The sequence below is a fragment of the Novisyntrophococcus fermenticellae genome (genome assembly GCF_018866245.1).
Lineage (GTDB): Bacteria > Bacillota > Clostridia > Lachnospirales > Lachnospiraceae > Novisyntrophococcus > Novisyntrophococcus fermenticellae.
The window spans coordinates 341,907-359,570 of record NZ_CP076458.1 but is presented as its reverse complement, the minus strand read 5'-3'; the positions used below and the strand labels follow the sequence as shown (position 1 = coordinate 359,570).

Annotated in this window: 16 protein-coding genes and 1 pseudogene; 5 read left to right on the top strand and 12 right to left on the bottom strand. The window is 41.6% G+C overall.

Annotated elements, in window-relative coordinates; all coding sequences use genetic code 11:
• Position 1: 1 nt before the first annotated feature.
• Positions 2-1,306 (bottom strand): TrkH family potassium uptake protein, encoded by a 1,305-nt coding sequence (locus KNL20_RS01675; RefSeq protein WP_230398932.1) that lies wholly within the window; start codon positions 1,304-1,306, stop codon positions 2-4.
• 334 nt (positions 1,307-1,640) lie between these two features.
• Here KNL20_RS01675 and KNL20_RS01670 point away from each other — a divergent pair.
• Positions 1,641-1,868 (top strand): annotated as a pseudogene (locus KNL20_RS01670) (peptide deformylase); the annotation flags it as partial.
• A 244-nt stretch (positions 1,869-2,112) separates the two neighbouring features.
• Here KNL20_RS01670 and KNL20_RS01665 read toward each other — a convergent pair.
• The 9 genes from KNL20_RS01665 to KNL20_RS01625 all read right to left on the bottom strand — a co-directional run bounded on the left by KNL20_RS01665 (position 2,113) and on the right by KNL20_RS01625 (position 11,512).
• Entirely contained in the window at positions 2,113-2,757 is a 645-nt protein-coding gene (locus tag KNL20_RS01665) for an ABC-2 transporter permease (RefSeq protein WP_230398931.1), read from the bottom strand.
• Positions 2,747-3,493, bottom strand: coding sequence for an ABC transporter ATP-binding protein (locus tag KNL20_RS01660; protein WP_230398930.1), 747 nt, complete (start codon positions 3,491-3,493; stop codon positions 2,747-2,749). Before KNL20_RS01660 ends, KNL20_RS01665 begins: the two co-directional genes overlap by 11 nt.
• A complete protein-coding gene (locus tag KNL20_RS01655; RefSeq protein WP_230398929.1) occupies positions 3,490-3,957 on the bottom strand; it encodes a helix-turn-helix domain-containing protein in 468 nt (155 codons plus the stop codon). The genes KNL20_RS01660 and KNL20_RS01655 overlap by 4 nt, the downstream gene beginning before the upstream one ends.
• An 81-nt stretch (positions 3,958-4,038) precedes the next feature.
• A complete protein-coding gene (locus KNL20_RS01650) occupies positions 4,039-5,100 on the bottom strand; it encodes a sensor histidine kinase (protein WP_230398928.1) in 1,062 nt (353 codons plus the stop codon).
• On the bottom strand, positions 5,090-5,776 hold the full coding sequence (locus tag KNL20_RS01645; RefSeq protein ID WP_230398927.1) for a response regulator transcription factor: 687 nt from the start codon (positions 5,774-5,776) through the stop codon (positions 5,090-5,092). Before KNL20_RS01645 ends, KNL20_RS01650 begins: the two co-directional genes overlap by 11 nt.
• 18 nt (positions 5,777-5,794) lie before the next feature.
• Positions 5,795-7,852, bottom strand: coding sequence for an FtsX-like permease family protein (locus KNL20_RS01640; protein ID WP_230398926.1), 2,058 nt, complete (start codon positions 7,850-7,852; stop codon positions 5,795-5,797).
• Entirely contained in the window at positions 7,842-8,618 is a 777-nt protein-coding gene (locus KNL20_RS01635) for an ABC transporter ATP-binding protein (RefSeq protein WP_230398925.1), read from the bottom strand. The genes KNL20_RS01640 and KNL20_RS01635 overlap by 11 nt, the downstream gene beginning before the upstream one ends.
• Positions 8,619-9,465: 847 nt before the next feature.
• Positions 9,466-10,464 carry a hypothetical protein gene (locus tag KNL20_RS01630; RefSeq protein ID WP_230398924.1) on the bottom strand — a complete coding sequence of 333 codons (999 nt, stop codon included), beginning with the start codon at positions 10,462-10,464 and terminating at the stop codon, positions 9,466-9,468.
• 442 nt (positions 10,465-10,906) lie between these two features.
• Positions 10,907-11,512, bottom strand: a complete 606-nt coding sequence (locus KNL20_RS01625; RefSeq protein ID WP_268966545.1) for an AraC family transcriptional regulator — start codon at positions 11,510-11,512, stop codon at positions 10,907-10,909.
• Positions 11,513-11,789: 277 nt separating this feature from the next.
• Here KNL20_RS01625 and KNL20_RS01620 point away from each other — a divergent pair, with 277 nt between their 5' ends.
• Entirely contained in the window at positions 11,790-12,389 is a 600-nt protein-coding gene (locus tag KNL20_RS01620; protein ID WP_230398922.1) for a type IV toxin-antitoxin system AbiEi family antitoxin domain-containing protein, read from the top strand.
• Entirely contained in the window at positions 12,389-13,288 is a 900-nt protein-coding gene (locus KNL20_RS01615; protein WP_230398921.1) for a nucleotidyl transferase AbiEii/AbiGii toxin family protein, read from the top strand. The genes KNL20_RS01620 and KNL20_RS01615 overlap by 1 nt, the downstream gene beginning before the upstream one ends.
• A gap of 125 nt (positions 13,289-13,413) precedes the next feature.
• Here KNL20_RS01615 and KNL20_RS01610 read toward each other — a convergent pair whose 3' ends face one another.
• Positions 13,414-14,031 (bottom strand): lactate utilization protein, encoded by a 618-nt coding sequence (locus tag KNL20_RS01610; RefSeq protein WP_230398920.1) that lies wholly within the window; start codon positions 14,029-14,031, stop codon positions 13,414-13,416.
• A gap of 485 nt (positions 14,032-14,516) precedes the next feature.
• Here KNL20_RS01610 and KNL20_RS01605 point away from each other — a divergent pair, with 485 nt between their 5' ends.
• On the top strand, positions 14,517-15,089 hold the full coding sequence (locus KNL20_RS01605) for a helix-turn-helix domain-containing protein (protein WP_157385235.1): 573 nt from the start codon (positions 14,517-14,519) through the stop codon (positions 15,087-15,089).
• An 89-nt stretch (positions 15,090-15,178) separates the two neighbouring features.
• On the opposite strand, the gene KNL20_RS01600 is transcribed toward KNL20_RS01605, so the two are convergent.
• Complete coding sequence (locus tag KNL20_RS01600) at positions 15,179-16,393, bottom strand: ATP-binding protein (RefSeq protein ID WP_018305725.1); 1,215 nt, start codon at positions 16,391-16,393, stop codon at positions 15,179-15,181.
• Between the two features lie 447 nt (positions 16,394-16,840).
• Between KNL20_RS01600 and KNL20_RS01595 the strand changes: the two genes are divergently transcribed.
• Positions 16,841-17,569: a DUF4314 domain-containing protein gene (locus KNL20_RS01595; RefSeq protein ID WP_230398919.1), complete on the top strand. Its 729-nt coding sequence runs from the start codon at positions 16,841-16,843 to the stop codon at positions 17,567-17,569.
• The last annotated feature ends 95 nt before the right edge of the window (positions 17,570-17,664 follow it).

Below are 17,664 nucleotides of genomic sequence, written 5' to 3'. Positions count from 1 at the left end.
TTTATCCGATTATGATAGATTCTTCCGTATAGCGGGCGCTTGGTGTTGGGCGGTACACCCACATCGAGGCGAGCGTAAACGCGCCGAGCCTTCCGATAAACATGATGAGTACAATCACCAGCTTACTTAAATTTCCAAGCTCTGGTGTAATACCCGTGGAAAGCCCCACCGTACCGAAAGCCGATGTTACTTCAAACATAAGCTGCATAAATGAAAATCCCGGTTCCAATATGCAGAGGAAAAATGTTCCGCTGCATACTACCAGCAGGGAAAGAAAGACAATGATATAAGCCTTTGAGGTTCCTTCCGCTGGAATACTCCGGTGAAACGCCCCTTGGTGCCTTTTTGTCATGAGGCTTCTCACAGATTGTATCAGGACAAAAAAAGTGCTTGTTTTGATACCGCCGCCCGTTGAGCCCGGCGAAGCACCAATAAACATCAACATTGTCAAGGTAAAGAGCCCGGCGTTGGAAAACTCCCCGATGGGATAAGTGGAAAAGCCTGCCGTCCGCGCAGAAACACTTTGAAAAAAAGCACCCAGCCACGATATATCTTCGGTGGCCTTCAACAGCAGTGTACCGATTAGAAGCAGCGCCGCTGTTGTCGTAAGGACAACCTTTGAGTGGAGGCAGAGCTTTTTAAATGACCGGTTTTTGAGTACATCAATGATTACCAGAAAACCAATACCGCCAAAAATGATAAGACCGGAGGTCGTCAGGTTCAGCAGCGCATCTGACCGGTAAGGGATCAGGTTTTGCAGACCCCCTAAAATATCAAAGCCGGAATTATTGAAAGCGGCTATTGAATGAAAAATGCTGATCTCTACCGCTTTAAGCGGAGGATAATCCTGCATAAATACAAGGAAGCTGAGAATTGCTCCCACGAGCTCAAAACATACGGTCATGAGTAAGACCGCCTTTACCAGCCGGATCATACCCTTGGAACTTTCTACATTCAGCGACTCTTTTACCAACAGGCGGCCTTTCATACCAATCCGCTTACCAGCGGCCAGAGCAAAGCCGACACCCACTGAGGTTACGCCCAAACCGCCCACTTGAATCAGTAAGGCAACCACAGCCCGTCCGAACGCTGTAAAATGGTCGGCGGTATCTATAGCAATTAGGCCTGTGACGCATACTGCGCTTGTAGAGGTAAATAGCGCATCTATGAAGCCCACCTCCATGCCGGGTCTTACGGATATAGGTAGTAATAGCAGGAATGTTCCGAGTAGGATTACAAAAGCAAAGCCCAGTGTAATCAGACGGCCCGGAGACTGTTTCTTTAAAAATTGAAATATGCGGTTCATAAGTTTTCCATAGGCAAACTGCGTGGAAATCTCTTTGTAATGTAAAAAGCACACCTTGGGCGCAAAAGGGCGCAAAGCGTGCGTAGTATCATAATGATTTGATTTTTGCAGTATGTACTTCGAGCAGCATCGCCGTCGACGTTGTCCATGGTATATAATTCCTCCTCTCTGCGTTACAGATCTTTGCGGATTATTATAAAGGATATTGTCGAAAAGCGCAAGCCTATATCAAGATTTTAAAAAAACTGCTTTCAAAAAACTTTACCTTTGTAAGCACCTTTGCTTTTCCGTTACAGTCCCTCCTCCGTAAGGTTGACATTACATCAATATTATTCCGCGAATCGTAGGATATAGCGGTGAACAGGAATGCATCGAGGGCTGTTTGAGTTTCCCCAACTGTTTTGTCAAAACGATACGTCCTCAAAAAGTAACCGTTCAGGCATGGAACGAAAACGGCGAAGAGCTTTTGCTGTTCGGTGAAGATGAAATGGCGAAATGTTTTTGTCATGAAATAGATGGTGAAATTTTTTTAGATAAAGCGATTGAAACACTTCAATTGTAGAATGCGATTGGATAAAATACAATGACGACACCGCAAACATTTGATGTTAGTGAAGTGAATTTTGTGTATGAATAGGGAGCGGAGGACTGGTGACAGCTATCGTGTCAAAGGATCAAAATTAAGTGGGTTTATTTCCCTGCAATGTCAATTTATTGTAGCATTTTTTCATATAGATATTTCTATAGAGATAAAAACCCATCTGCCGCACGGCGGCAGATGAAAAAAGCCGTCGTACGGCAAAATCTCATAAATCAACCTGCTCAAAGCGGTTTGCAGAAACACGGTATGCAGTCAGTATCCCGATTGTATATACGATTATGCCAAGGGCCAGTATAGGCAGCTGCCACAGCATCATGCCCGGGGCAACGCTGTCAAGCCACTCGAACCCGGGGAAATGAACTACGACCTCCATGACGATCACCGCAATAGAAGCCGGTATGATTGCCAGCAGAAACGCCCTATCAACTTTATAAGCTGTTTTGAAAAACTGGGTCAGAAAAATCACATCAAAGATAGCATATACCATCAGTCCAAAACCATAATAGGCTACATTTGCTTCAATACCTGCCGGATTTCCATTTGGCAAAATATGAACGCGCAGTATGGCAAAGGGCAAAGAAATAAGCAGCTGTGTCATCTGGGCTAAAACTATTAACAGACACTTGGCTTTCACGGTGTCCCTTTTGGGGACGGGAAGCAGAGCGCTATAGTAAATATCATTTGTTTCACGTCCATACATAAAGGTAAGATATGGGGCAAGACACCCGAACAGGAATACCATTCCATAAGGATACGCCGGAACAATAACCAGTACACCGAGCAATGTAAAGACATAGAAGTTCGGATGAGCAGCCAGACGCAATTCCTTGTATAGAAGATTAAATATCATAGCGTCTCCTTTCCGTACGAATCATAATATCTTCCAGAGACAATTCCCCGATTTCATCCGGTTCTTTCAGGCTTTGAAAAGACTTGATAAAAACGGATTTTTCAGCACTTTTCAGAAGCTTCCCATCCTTGATATAGGTGATATCATCGGCACATTTTTCCAAATCAGATGTAATGTGCGTAGAAAAAAGGATGCTTCTTTCACCATCCTTCACAATCTGTCGAAACAGTTCCAACAAATCGTTACGTGATACCGGATCCAGTCCGCTTGTAGGTTCATCCAAAAGCAGCAGCCTGGCATTATGGGATAACGCAAGGGTCAACATGTATTTCACTTTCATACCAGACGAAAGCTCTTTTACACATTTTTGTGGGTCAAGCCCAAAAGCCCCCATATATTTTTGATAGGCTTCCTCGTTCCAATTTCGGTAAAAACGCTTTGTAACCTCTGTAATATACGCCAGCTTTTTATGTTTGTAGAAATCGATTTCACCTAAGACCACCCCAATGCTTTGCTTACAACGTTCTTCATTTTCCATAAAGTTACGCCCAAACATTTCAATTCTCCCATTCTCCGGGCGAACCAGATTCAACATGGATTTTAAGGTTGTGGTCTTTCCTGCGCCATTTTTTCCAATTAACCCCATAATCCTGCCTTGTGGCAGAGAAAATGTAATATCATGTAGTATAAAGCCCGGATAATGTTTTGTTATCCCTTGTACGGATAATAGATTCAAATTTTATCCTCCTCACTGGAAAAGATAGCACTAATCGTATTCCCGGTCATCCGCAGAAAAGTATTACTGCTTATCAATGCAATTCCGGCAGTTGCCGGATTGCCATCCCCCAAAACAACCAGAGTATCACCAGATTTAAGATGCAGCGTATCCCGCGCCTTTTTTGGCAATACAATCTGTCCTCGTTCACCTATAGTTACCGTGCCAAAGATATATTTATCTTTAGGACCAATAGGAACCCCATTCTGTTTCGAGTTATAGCGTACCAGATCATTCAGAGATACCTCAAATAAGTCTGCCAGCGCTTCACAGTTGCAGATATCCGGTAGGGAATCACCATTTTCCCACTTTGCCACAGCCTGCCGCGTAACACCGGTCTTCTGGGCAACTTCCTCTTGTGACAAGCGGCTGTGATTTCGAAGATAACGTAGATTCGCAGCAATATTATTATTAAGATTATTCATATTTTTCATACCTCACTAATGAAATTCTACTCCCAAAATTCCTAAAGCACAACCAACCATCACATACATATTATGTTTGTTTCAGTTGCGGACATATTGCTGCTTTACAGAAGGTTTAAATTCGGGATTTATAATCGGGAAACGAAAAATCATTTCAGTGCCACTCTGTGGCGTTGAACGAATATCCAGTTCGATTTTCAAATCCTTTGCCATTTCATTTGCAAGATAAAGTCCCATGCCGGTTGCCTTTTTTCTGTATTTACCGGTATCGCCGGTAAATCCCTTTTGAAACAAGCATGGTAAATCCCACGGCTGTATACCAATCCCATTGTCCTTGATACAAAGGATAATTCCTTGTTCCTTTTGTTCCGCCGTTAGACGCAGCTCTGGTATTCCTGTGCTTTTCGTATATTTAATAGCATTACTGAGTACTTGGTTAATGATAAATAGTAAACCCCGATAGTCAGAAAGAACAGAAAGCGGCGGCAATACTTTTATGACTTGAAATCCTTTTTCATTGAGCAATGGTTGAAAATTCCCCAACGATTCCTCACAGCATTCTGTAAGGGACAACCATTCAAACAGGTAATCCTTTTGTCTGCTCTTGAGTCTTGCATAGTAGAGCATCTGCTCTACCAATCCCTGCATCTGTGAACGTACATAATCGAGTCGTTGATAAACAACAGGTTGTAAGTCATCCCTGCGATTATCCAGAAAAAATGTCAAAAGAGAAAGCGGAGTTTTGATCTCGTGTGCCCAGGATTCCACATATTCCTCATAATCATTTACCTGTGTCATCAAAACCCGATTCGCTTGTTCCTTTTCCCGGATCAAAGCCCCAACGTGCCGGATGAACACACCATCCTGCCGGCTGAAAAGGTGCAGGATTTTTGTTTCGGTCATTTCATCCGGATGATTGAGAAACTCCAGAAAAGCTGTTTCTCTTTGTTTTTCCACACGGCACACAAAAAATAGTGCCGTTAAAAATATCAACAGAGAACCGATTGCAATTACAAGCCAAAGCCGTAGAAAGGCTTCACTTTCTGAAAGCCACAGTGCCAGCGCGTACAGAAGACTGAGCCCCATAAAGAGTAGAAACCAGAGCGCATGTTTTTTTATGGCACGCAGAAAATCATTCTTCATCCTTCTCCTCCTTTGCAATCAGTCTGTAGCCGAGTCCGCGCACTGTCTCAATTTGCTGCATCATTGTAAGCTCTCTCATCGTCTTTTTCAAGCGGGTCAAATTTACCTGCAGAGCATTTTCATCAATAAACTCTGTTGTTCCCCATAGTACCATGCAAAGTGTTTCTTTTTTCATAAGCTCACCAGGATGAGCTAAAAAGGCTTCCAGCAATCTGCCCTGATTTGGTGGAAGCACCACAGATCGATCGTGAATATACAGCGTATAGGTCTGGCTATCCAATAAAAAGTCCATACCAGGGCGCAGCTGGCTGCGCCCCTCATATCGTCGAAGCAGATTAGCTGCACGGGCAAGCAATCGTTCTTTCCGACAAGGTTTTGTCAGATACTCATCCGCCCCCAAATTCAGCGCATGGAGTTCATCTTTCATCTGATCACGAGAGGTTAGCACCAGGACAGGCAACATCGCCTTACGCTTCAGCTCCCGGCAAATATCAAAACCACTGATTCCGGGTAGATTGATGTCAAGTAGGACAAGGCCGGGAGCCGCCTGTATAATATTGTCTGTTACATGATCAAATTCTGCAATGCAAACAACCGGATACCCCTCCTTCTCAAAGATTTCACGCAGTTCCTCCCGCATAAACGGATCATCTTCCACAATCACAATTTTCTTCATGTCAGCTCCCTCCTTTCTTCATTCTTCTCTTTTTGCTTCCATCTGTGTCAGAATATATTTTGAACTGGCTCTTATCACGACATGCATATACCCATATTCTACCACACAAAGGAGAAAAAGTATTACAAAAGCGATGCAATAGAGCCCTGGAATACTTTCCGCCATATCCGGCGGCAAAAACCCGGAGAATAAGGCCCGGACTCCGAACAGGCTACCCACTGCTGCGACGACCGCCGGTAAAGCAAAGAACCATCGAATTTGGTGTTTTGCAGAAAGGCAGAGTGCTTCATAATTGCTGCCCAGCCGCACCAGTGTTTGGTACCGTCGGCCGGTCTTACGCTGCTGTGTTAAGAATTGCATTCCAATAACTGTATTGGCTATGATAAGAAAAATAATTGCGAGATACAACGTGAGATAGCTGGAAGCAACCTGATAAAAAAGCTGCCGTCCCATATTTTGCAGATAGCTTTCGTAGGTAATATCCGTTGCGTCCAACTTTTGATTCATCTGTTGAATTGCCTGCATTAGCCCGTTTTCCTGCACGAACTGAGGCGACAATGTTGCATCCCAATAATTCGTGTAAGTCTCTTCTGTCAATCGGTTAAAGGCCTCATCCGGAACGATTAATGCAAAATAAAGTGTAATAGACCGGTCTGTTACGGGATTTTTGGTCTGTATGGTTCCTGTTAGCTGTAAACGTTCGTTATCGATTGCTATTTCCGGCTTTTGCGAGAGTATACGGTTTATGATTTTCGCTTTTTCTTTGTTGGTAAAGGACTCATAGCCATAAATAAGCGCCTGATTGCTGTTGAGCGTGATTGGTGGCTCGCCTGCCGCGGCCAGAAGCTGATTATAGCCTGAAAGAGAAATGGCATGAGGGATGTAAAGATTGCTGTATTCATCCAAAAGATCGGACTTTGCAGGGGAATCCGGTTCCTGTTCTATCAGCGCCAGCACCTCATCCATATCGAGCGTTGCTCCTATATTGTCTTCTTCACTTCGAATATGACCGATGCGCATATCAAAAAGGGATTCAAAGTAATTTTCCAATCCCGCATCTTTCAGTTTTTCAGGAATCTTCAAAGGGTTCTCTGAATCTTCAAAGGTATAATCCAGCGTATGTGTATCATTATTTCCGTAATAGAGTGTCATAGAAACACCAAACCCAAAGCAGCAAAGCGCACCAAGAATTAAAAGGGAGCTGACAGCCAGCGAAATCGGTTGCCCAATTACATGCTCCTGCAGCTGTCGGAACGTGAATATCCCCAAACCGGATCTGCCTATCTGACGCTTCGCCAACACATCCAGCAGCATGCGTAAACCAAAGAACAGCAGCATTGTTCCTGAAATGCCCATACTCAAAGCCATTCCCATAATTGCCAGTGAATACCACGCTTCACCGCTGATTGCCAGTATATATGCTGCTGCCAACAGCAAAACACCGATGATAAATGATATCTGGTACAGTACCGTTGGCCTCCGCTTCTTTGCGCCTTCCGGGACAGGTGAAAGCAAAGTACCAACCTCTTTAGAAGCAAATTTTCCGCTGAGCAGAAGAAATGCAGCTAATTTAATAAGCAGAAATCCTGTTACCGTCCAAAGAACTGCTGTGAGGGAAAATGTGTACTGCTGTCCCAAAATACCAATGCCAACCACCCGCGCTGTAACGAGGCTGATAATCTCCGAAAGCAGCACTGCCACGGGAATACCGACACCAATTGAAACAAGACTGCTCCACAGATCTTCTGCCAGAAGCATGAAAAACAATTTGGAACGGCGCATTCCCATCATCAAATACATACCCAACTCATGGCTTCGCCGCTCCAGCTGGTATTTGCTTGCAAAGTAAATAAGAAAAAAGAGCATAAACAATGTTAGCACATAAAAGGCTGGTATCAGGCTTAAAAGTCTATCCACAGCATCGCTCTCCATCTCTTTAAGAAATCCCATAACCCCCTGATTCGGCAGTGAGAGAATCATGTAAAAAGCCACAACAGCCGCCAGAAGTGATGAGAAAAAAAGTCCATTTTCCCTCCGGTTCCGCTTACTATTGCGGCGCACAAGATCAAAGAACATTTGCGCTTCCTCCTCCCAATTGTGCCATGACAGCAAGAATACGTTCATAAAACTGCTGCTGTGTCTCGTTTGGTTCTTTTCGGCGCAGCTCATGGAAAATGACTCCGTCCTGTATAAAGAGAATCCTGCTGCAGAAACTGGCGGCATTGGAATCATGGGTAACCATTAAAATAGTGGACTGCTGCATGTGGTTAAGGCCCGCCAGCTTTTCCATTAATATACGAGCATTTTTAGAATCCAGTGCACCGGTAGGCTCGTCTGCAAGAATCATTTGAGGATTAAGAATAAGTGCCCGGGCTGTTGCCACACGCTGTTTTTGACCGCCAGACATTTGAGAGGGGAATTTACTCATCACGTCGGTAATTTCAAAATATTCCGCTAACTCCCTCAGACGCTTATTTCCCTCCTTTTCAGCAACTCCATGAATGCTAAGGGGTAAAAGAATGTTCTCCTGCCCTGTTAAGTTGTCCAGCAATTCAAAGTTTTGAAACAGATATCCGATTTCTTTCCCCCGGTAATCTGCCAGCTGGCTGCCTTTCAATGCATCAATTTCCACACCACCCATCAAAATGTGTCCCTCTGTGGGGCGAATGACCGTGGCGATACAGTTGAGCAATGTCGTTTTTCCCGATCCGCTGGCTCCCATAATGCCAAGGAATTCACCGGGCAGCGCCCTGAAAGAGATACCATTTAGTGCCTTTGTTTGATTCTCCTGTTTACCATAATATTTTCGCAGAGATTCAATCTCCAGAATTGCATTTTTCATAGGAAACGCCTCCTTTGCTTTTCATATTATTATAACGGACATGATGTTAAAAGACACTTACATTGAATGAAAGGTTTTATAACTCTTAGTTTTTACACCGTTGGCAACCGATAATTGCGTGATAGTTGGTGGAAGCAACCGCCGTTTTTTAGTATTATAGGCTACAAAACAGAGAAAGGAGTAAAATGAGTAAATGATTTTACAGACTCATGAACTAGGGCTTGCCGGTGTAAAAAAACCTTATTTCCTTGAGATATGGTTTTGTGCGATCTTCCAGATAAAACATAAATGCATTGTTTCGGCATTTCTGATGGCGTTCTCCATCTAAAATGAAATCAAATCCCATCGGGCATCGAGGATTGCAAGCCATAGGCTCAAGAAATTGCTTACAGGAAACAGCCATGTACGCAAATACTTTCTGAAACTGATAGATATTGCACCCTGCAATTTCTCCAACCTTATTCATGATTCTGCACAAAGCTGACTGCAATGGTTCGTTGACCCATCGTAGTCAATACCTTGCGCCGCTAAATAAAGCTTATGACGAAAATTTCGAGAATCTTGCTCAGTATAAACACGAGGACAATTTCAAACGTGTTCTTAACAAACTGTCTCTTGAACAGCTCGGAGATGAAAATCCATCACTTTCCATCTGGGAAATCGTTGATAAGATTTTAAGTGACTGCAAATTAACATGAAAACTGAGTAAGGAAGCATTATATCCACTGGTTTCTTCGGTTATGTTCATGTTGCGTATCTAAACTTACTAATTTAACGCTTTAATAGGCAGTACATAATCTCTTTGCTGTAGTTCAATGAAGCATTAATTATTTATATTCTTTCCATTTTATTGACCCCTGTAATTCTCCAAGTATATTTTTTCTGCCATATCCAACTCAGACGAAAATTTGTCCAGGTTATAATCCTTCATTTCAGTGTAGACAACATTCTCAATAAACATTTTATAATATTCATTGACACTTTTACAGACCTTATCCCCCACTTTGTCTTTTCCATTCTTAAATTCAATTTGTTTACTCAGATATAGTTTATTTGTAATTATAATATAACGGATAGACTCCTTATATTTCTCTGTCAACTGCTGAATTGTTATTCCTGCATCTTTTAAATCTTTTTCGTATCCTATATATTCTTCAGAGTCCAGCGTATCGGATACGTACTTATTTATAACAGAAGACAGTTCATCATCAGAAATATCATAACCAGACTGTAATGCATATTGATACACCTTCATATTATGAATCATCGATTCCCTTACCCGGGTAATAGCATCCTTTTCTGTGTATTTATTATATTCTATATTCCCCCGTACGAGATATATAAATGCAAAAGGTATATCCGGAGTTTCCTGTTCCTGAGCAAGTTTTAAGCTCAATTCAAAATATTCAAGAGACATTATAGGCATAAATTGGGCATCAACTTTTTCACCGTGAATATAATCATCTATAAAATCAGCATCCTTATAATAATGCTTTTCATCTGTCTTCAGGTACCATATGTCGTAATTTTCAAAAAAGTAAAAAATATCCTTTGTCCCATCTTTGTAAATAAATGTGATTGTAGGATTATACTCCTCTTTATAATATAAAGCAGCAGATTCATCCGCACTTAAAGGGGTTGCTGATTCAAGGTTATCAATCAGTAAGGAAAGTTTATCTGCCCCATAATCCTTCGGCTTCACCCTTATTGTATTCAGTTGTATTGTATCAATACTCTCCTGCTCTGGTATCTTAATTAATTGATTCTGACTCTCCCTGGACGCATCACTGCAACCCGAAAAAATAAAAATTGATAGAATGCCCACTAACCAAATGTTTTTTTTCATCTAAATTCCTCCGATAAGATATACTTCTCCTTATGGTATAGATGTGCAGATAACTTTATGATGTCGTACCAAAAGATCTTCTTCAGAAATGCAATTTAATTTCTTCTCATCCATACGGTTTATATATACTTTTTATAGGCTTTTTATCTCTTATTTAAACTCCCCAAAATAATTTGTTAATTTTTACATTTCCTCCATTGTTTTCATACTATTATGATAATGTATCATTTTAATTCTGTCAATTATTAGAGTTAAAATATTTGGTTTAAAAACGGTGTAAAAATTTATGCACTTTCCTTTAAATCAAAAAGATGCGTTCCTGTACAATTCCTTCGAATCTTATGATGTGGTTTGTTGATATAATGTGCCATTGCGAGCAGTATGCTCTCCGATAGTACATTCTCTTTCCTCGATATATATCTGTAGAAATTCATATCCACTTTCACATCTGCAAAAGAACCTTCAGCCTAAATGCTTCTGTCCGTAGCTGACTCCCTTCGTCAGTAAGAATCCGTTTCAAGTCTCCTCTACCTAATTTTGTTTTGGAATTCATGGAGTGATAGCAAAAGAACGGTGCGCCATTTGCTTTTCCCCGGATAGACTGAAAGACACTCGGTAAGAAAGCATTTGAAAATGCTTTGTACAGACTCTTTGAATTGTCCATTATTTTCAAACACCACCCATGTAGCAGCAGGAATTTCGAGCTCTTGAAGGCATCGTTCCAAAATTCGGGAACGATCTGTTGATTTTCGTCCATATTTTCTATCAGCGGAATACGAATACCGACCATTCGCATCGCTTGTTTCATTTCCATAAGATAAGACATAGCACTACCTCCTGTAATCGTTACGGTGAAATGGATAGGGGGATAGGCATTTAATACATTCCCCTGTGTTTCTGAATTAAACGGTGATATTCCATGCACCTTTTGAAATGCCCGATTAAATGAAGTTGGCGAAGTGTAGCCATATTCCAGTGCAATATCCAAAATCTTTTTATCGGTGGCTTGCTGTTCAAAAGCGGCTTGTGTCATTTTGCGCCGACGTATGTATTTAGATAGTCAAGATATTAAGGAGGCGGCCACGTTGCTACTGCCAGTTACGGTATTATTGGTATAGCAGAAAATGCAGATGTTTGCAAGAGCGGCAAGAGGACATTAGGGTGTGAAGAATAATTTACACTACAGGTAACGAACTGGCAACGGCAATATTGATTATCACAATAAGTTCTGCTTAATAGATTGACTTTTGTCAGGAAATTGGGTATGCTATACCAAACTACCCATTGATTGAATTGAAAGTGCTTAGTTTAGTAGAGGTGAGCGTATGACTAAGACGGAACAAATCAGAGAATTGTTTAAAAAACATAACAATATCTTGAGCACCGCTGAATTGACTTCTAATAAAATATATTATGCCGACATTCAAAAGTTATTGAATGAAGGTTTGATTGAGAAAATAAAGCGTGGATACTATCATTGGATTAATGAATCCAACAGCAGCGAGGTTGTTATTATTAACAGCCTATTTCCTGATGCAATCCTCTGTATGGATACAGCCCTTTTTTATTATGGATATAGCGACAGAAACCCTGCGGAATGGCATTTAGCCATAGATAAAAATGTGTCTAAGCAGCGTGTAAAGATTGATTATCCATTTATTAAGGCTTACCGCACAGAACCTTACCTGTTGCCCCTTGGGGAAACTACGGGAACTATTGACGAGACTCCTGTTCGTATTTACGATAAAGACCGCACAATTTGTGATTGTCTGAAAAATATGAATCGCATGGATAAAGAAGTATTTAATAAGGCAATCCAGAGTTATGTGAAAGACCCAAAAAAGAATATTCCAAACCTTATGCAGTATGCAAAAGATCTACGAGTTCAGAAAAAAGTAAAAGATTTGATTGGAGTGTGGCTGTGATGGCTGATATAGCGACATCTGTTCTTGCTAAACTTAAAAACAAAGCAAAAGCCTCCGGTATTAGTTATCAGCAATGCCTACAGCTTTTTATGCAGGAAGAATTTCTCCGCAAGCTTTCAAAATCACCATATACATCGAATCTCATTCTTAAGGGTGGCTTGTTTATTTATACTCTGACGAATTTTGAAAGTCGTGCGACCATTGATGTGGATTTCTTGCTCAGGCAACAGGGTAATTCGATAGAAGATATCCGTAAGATGATTGAAGAAATCATTGCCGAACCAACAGGTAATGATTATATAAAAATGACTACCAACGGGTTTGAAGAAATCTCTCCACAGCGAAAATACAAAGGTATCAGTACCCAGATTATAGGCAAAATCAAGAATGTGCGAGTACCATTTAATATTGATATTGGTGTAGGTGACGTTATCATTCCAAGAGCCGAAATCAGAAAAATAAATACGCAATTGCCTGATTTTGAAATTCCTGAGATTCACACTTACTCCCTTGAAAGTACAATAGCTGAAAAGTTTGATGCAATTCTTCAACGATATGAACTGACAGGTCGTATGAAAGATTTTTACGATATTTACTATTTAGCCAAAACATTTGATTTTGATGGATTGAAATTGCAGACAGCAATATTTGAGACATTACAAAATCGAGGAACTCCATATGAAAAAAATAGCTTTCAGCGGATAGTATGTCTCGCTGAGGATACTGATATGCAAGTCAAGTGGCGATATTTCTTGAAGAATATAAAAGATGGCTCGCTTGATTTTTCAGTTGTGATAGAAGAGATACGGATTTTTCTTGAACCAGTATTTGAGGCGATAGTGGGTGAGTCGGAATGGCAAAAGATGTGGGATAGCAAGTCAGAGAAATGGAAAGGGTGATTATATGAATATAGTGGATTTATTCTCAGGAGCAGGAGGATTAACTGCTAATGACTGGATTTTCTGTGCCATTGGGTCAAAATAGATGCAACTAATCCTCTCATGTGTTATCTATTTTTTATTTGTCAATAACCATAATTACCCTCTATAAAAATTACTTTGATTCTGTCTTTTAAAAATTGTCTTGTAATTAAAACGAAGTCATTACAAATACGCTGTTCATGTTTACAGTCGATACATTTCCCAGGCTTTACACATGGCGTATTTCTATTTAATCTTTTTGCATCCATTGGTGCTGCAATCTGCCTTACTCGATGTACAGCATTTTCTACAGTATCTACTAATTTGTTTGTCCCAACTACAACAATAACCTGTTGGGGACCGTAAAGCATAGGGGCGACACGGCTGCCATTTCCGTCTATATTAAAAAGTTTACCATCAATGGTAATGGCATTTGTACCTGTAATGAATGAATCTGCGCTAAAATTTTTTAAATATATTTCTCTTTTTTCTTCTGACGTTAAATTTGGCTTATGCTTGTCATAAAAAGTATAAGATCCTTTTCTAAGATATTCAAATACTCCGGTCTGCTCTAATGTAACAGAATCTCCACATCCAATTTTTTCGCCGACTTTCAGTTGCATAGAAATGAGAGAAAGTAATTCTTCTTTACTTTCCACATAAAACCCCGCCATATTATTTTTACTTAAATTGTTGATAGCTTTCTCTATTATTACATCCATTTGATTAAAGCTCTCTTTCACTTTAATTTATAAGTATTTTAACATAAACAATCAGGCTAAAACAAATGCATAATCGCATCTATTTTAGCCTGATAACCTTGACGGAGAAGGTGGGATTCGAACCCACGTGCCCCGGAGGACAACCGCATTTCGAGTTATTTGAGGGCAAGTTTCGATGAGATTATTAAGGTAACTTTGAGTCACCATAGTATTGAGCAAACCCGCATAAATCAAGGGTTTTCGGGCATAAACCATGAATTTACCACGCCTCGGTCCAAATCCCGAATTTAACGGTTTTCAGAGCAAAGTGTAGAAAAAACGTAGAAAAACGACCAGCGAAATAACCTTAAGATACTTTAGTTCCCTGGCATTTTCAAGAACATAAACCACAGCGTACCCTACCATTGACATTGATTAAAAGTGAATAACGCAAAACAGACAGAGCTGATATCTGTCTGCACCATCAATGCATTGGAGGGATGGATATGGCAACTGATTACTCTCATCTTCTGGATGAATACCCGGAAAAGATATGCCAAGACCAGTTTTACAGAATTTGCCACATAAGCAAACGAAAAGCCACATGGCTTTTAGAGAATGGGTATATCCCCTGCGAGGATACAGGAAAAAAGACCCGTAGGTTCAAAATCCGAATAACGGATGTGATAGAATACCTTACCCGCTTAGAAGATTCTCCGGAGTCCCTGCTGACACCTCCCGGAATTTTTTCAAGCGGAATAAAATATAGACCAAAGAACAAAGTTGTGGAGCCAATAGATTCAGATAAATTTATGAAGATGTTGAAGAAAAGGTGGAGCAGCTTTCCGGATGCCCTTACCGTGAGCGATGTTATAAAAATGACGGGCTACTGCCAAACCACAATATCAGAATGGATATCGAAAGAGAAATTATTCGGAGTGTGGTACCGCAACAAATACTTGATACCAAAGGACTGCCTGATAGAATACATGGCAACCAAAGCTCACCGCATCACTCAGAAATCAAAGAAACATATGAGTCTGATACGAAAATTTCAAGAGCAACAGCTACAGGCTTGAAAGTAGAAAAACAAATACCCGTCTTGGCAGTGAACCATGACGGGCATTTGCTTATTGGCAGTTCTTTTTAAAAGGAAATAGCCGAAAGCTCAGTCCCATTGCTTAGATAACAGGAAATCACGGATATTCATATGCTTTAATCCGTCCCTGCTCATATCGAATTCATCATAGGATACAACATACTTTGGGAAGTTGTCCCGGATCGTATCATATGCTCCGAATTCACGCTGGATCGTTTCCTCGGATGCCAGCAGATAAGCTACCTGAACGTAGAGCTTTTGTGTTTGCTTTTCAGCAATAAAATCAATCTCTTTTTCTCCTGCTTTTCCAACGGTGACCTTGTACCCCCGCCGCAGGAGTTCCATATACACGATGTTCTCGAAAATGAGGTTAATATCCTTCATATTCCCGCCGAAAACAGCCTCTCTGATTCCGTGGTCGGCAATGTAGTATTTTTCGTTGACGGTGAGAATCTTCTTCCCCTGCAAATCCTGCCTGCGGACACGGTAAAACAGAAAGGCATCTTCGCAAGCCTTAATGTAGTTTAAGATGGTTTCCGGCGCAACCGTGCGACCCTCGCTTTTAAGATATTTTGAAATCGCCGTAGCGGAGAAAGTCGTCCCGACGTTTGCCGTAATGTATGCGATGATACGCTCCAGCAGGTCCACATCACGAATGCTGTTGCGCTTGACGATGTCTTTCAGGACAACGGAGTTATAGAGGTCTTGCAGATACTGACGGCTCGGCTGTTCAGCATAGCGGAGGTTGCTCAAGTACGGCATCCCGCCGTCGGTAAGGTATCGGGTAAACATCGTTCTCGAATCGGCATCAGGGAAAATGGTATGATACAGCTCCGAGAACTCTCCAAAGGAAAAGGGATAAATCACAAATTCCACATATCTACCGGCAAGGTATGTGGCCAGCTCCCCCGAAAGCAGCTTGGCGTTTGAGCCGGTGATATAGATATCACAGTCAAATTCAACCCGAAAGGAATTGATGCACTTTTCCCAGCCTACGACTTCCTGAATCTCATCAAAAAAAAGATATGCCTTCTCAGAGATACCGCTTACCCTCTGAGTGACCTCCTCATGCAGTGCCTCGGCAAAACAAAGGTGTGCGTTGCTCATATTTTCAAAGTTGATAGAAATAAACTGATCCTCATTCACGCCGGAGGCGACCAGCTCTCGCTGGATCAAATCCAACATGACGGACTTTCCGCTTCGGCGGATGCCGGTTAAAACTTTAATAAGCTCATTTCCGATAAAGGGACGGATGCGGCTCATATATAACTCGCGACTAATCATGGACGAAAGACCTCCTTTGCCATATTTGATATATATTATCACAGACACATCTTAAAATCAAGTCTTTATTTTGATGTTTATAAGATATAACTTACAAAAATTATATTTCGACAAATTTTAACATCCTAAACCAAAATTCAGTTAACGAACCGGAGAACCGGAGCGCAGAGTGCGCTTCAATTCTCCGGTTTTTTTGTTTTTCAGAAGGGAGGAAATCATGTTAGTACACTACAAGAGAAATAAAAAACCAGCTTGTTATGATTCGGATGACCTCATAACATCAGGGATAATACCGCCAGACGAGCGGCCCCACGGTCCGTTCAAAAGCTGCGGCAACTGTCCATATCCCTCGCATGGATTTATCTGCTACAACTCCGAGGGTAACTGCCTAAGAACAGATATGCAGAGGATTCACAATAAAAATAAGCAAAAAAAGGAGGAACTCACATGAGATATCAGCAAGAATTGCTGAAATTTATAAAAGAACAGTATCCGCCCGGTACCCGCATTCGGTTGACAGAAATGCATGACCCCTATGCGCCTGTGCCGTCAGGCACGGAGGGAACAATTAACTTTATTGACGATGCAGGTCAGTTCCACATGAAATGGGACAATGGTCGGTCCCTCGCCCTCATTCCTGGTGTGGATAGGTTTTCGGTTATCCCGCAGCCCCTCCAAACGCTAAAGCTGTATATGCCTCTGGCTGTGATGCAGTATGAACGTGATGAGTGGGGCTCTTTAGAGGAATATCCCTCGGAACTTGATCAGGGCACGGTACTTTCCTATCACGATCAAATTCTTGTCGCCATCCTCAAGGAGCGGAGGCCGGAAGAAACGGAACGAGGACTCATGGAATATTATCACGGGGATGACAGCGTAAGTCAGAAGGTGAAGTCCCTCTTTTTCACAGTGGAACAGGTTGGGAACAAACTGATGGGTGTGGCTGAATGCCAAGTACAAGGGGATTTTAGTGAGGCGGAGCTGGCGCAACTCAAGGATTATGTTTCTGGTCAGGCATCAGACGGTTTCGGTGAGGGCTTCGAGCAGCATCCAATTAAGATTGGCAGCGATGAACTATATGTCAGTCTTTGGACGGCCTCAAGGGACTGGAGTATAACGACAAAGGATGAATTAGAGGCTATAAGCCAGCAAATGGGAAGAATGCAGCTTGGATAAGCAATGAAAGAATAAGCTTCTCAAACAGAGGAACGACCGGACGGTAGTACAATGCCTGAACCGTCCCGTTCAGAGCCTCGGCATGGAAATGAAAT

Bases quoted from the DNA above. Each gene is read 5' to 3' on its own strand.
- KNL20_RS01635 (WP_230398925.1), bottom strand. From the start codon at position 8,618: ATGAAAAATGCAATTCTGGAGATTGAATCTCTGCGAAAATATTATGGT.
- KNL20_RS01630 (WP_230398924.1), bottom strand. From the start codon at position 10,464: ATGAAAAAAAACATTTGGTTAGTGGGCATTCTATCAATTTTTATTTTT.
- KNL20_RS01650 (WP_230398928.1), bottom strand. From the start codon at position 5,100: ATGAAGAATGATTTTCTGCGTGCCATAAAAAAACATGCGCTCTGGTTT.
- KNL20_RS01640 (WP_230398926.1), bottom strand. From the start codon at position 7,852: ATGTTCTTTGATCTTGTGCGCCGCAATAGTAAGCGGAACCGGAGGGAA.
- KNL20_RS01610 (WP_230398920.1), bottom strand. From the start codon at position 14,031: ATGGATGTAATAATAGAGAAAGCTATCAACAATTTAAGTAAAAATAAT.
- KNL20_RS01605 (WP_157385235.1), top strand. From the start codon at position 14,517: ATGGCAACTGATTACTCTCATCTTCTGGATGAATACCCGGAAAAGATA.
- KNL20_RS01675 (WP_230398932.1), bottom strand. From the start codon at position 1,306: ATGAACCGCATATTTCAATTTTTAAAGAAACAGTCTCCGGGCCGTCTG.
- KNL20_RS01600 (WP_018305725.1), bottom strand. From the start codon at position 16,393: ATGATTAGTCGCGAGTTATATATGAGCCGCATCCGTCCCTTTATCGGA.
- KNL20_RS01595 (WP_230398919.1), top strand. From the start codon at position 16,841: ATGAGATATCAGCAAGAATTGCTGAAATTTATAAAAGAACAGTATCCG.
- KNL20_RS01620 (WP_230398922.1), top strand. From the start codon at position 11,790: ATGACTAAGACGGAACAAATCAGAGAATTGTTTAAAAAACATAACAAT.
- KNL20_RS01615 (WP_230398921.1), top strand. From the start codon at position 12,389: ATGGCTGATATAGCGACATCTGTTCTTGCTAAACTTAAAAACAAAGCA.
- KNL20_RS01665 (WP_230398931.1), bottom strand. From the start codon at position 2,757: ATGATATTTAATCTTCTATACAAGGAATTGCGTCTGGCTGCTCATCCG.
- KNL20_RS01645 (WP_230398927.1), bottom strand. From the start codon at position 5,776: ATGAAGAAAATTGTGATTGTGGAAGATGATCCGTTTATGCGGGAGGAA.
- KNL20_RS01655 (WP_230398929.1), bottom strand. From the start codon at position 3,957: ATGAATAATCTTAATAATAATATTGCTGCGAATCTACGTTATCTTCGA.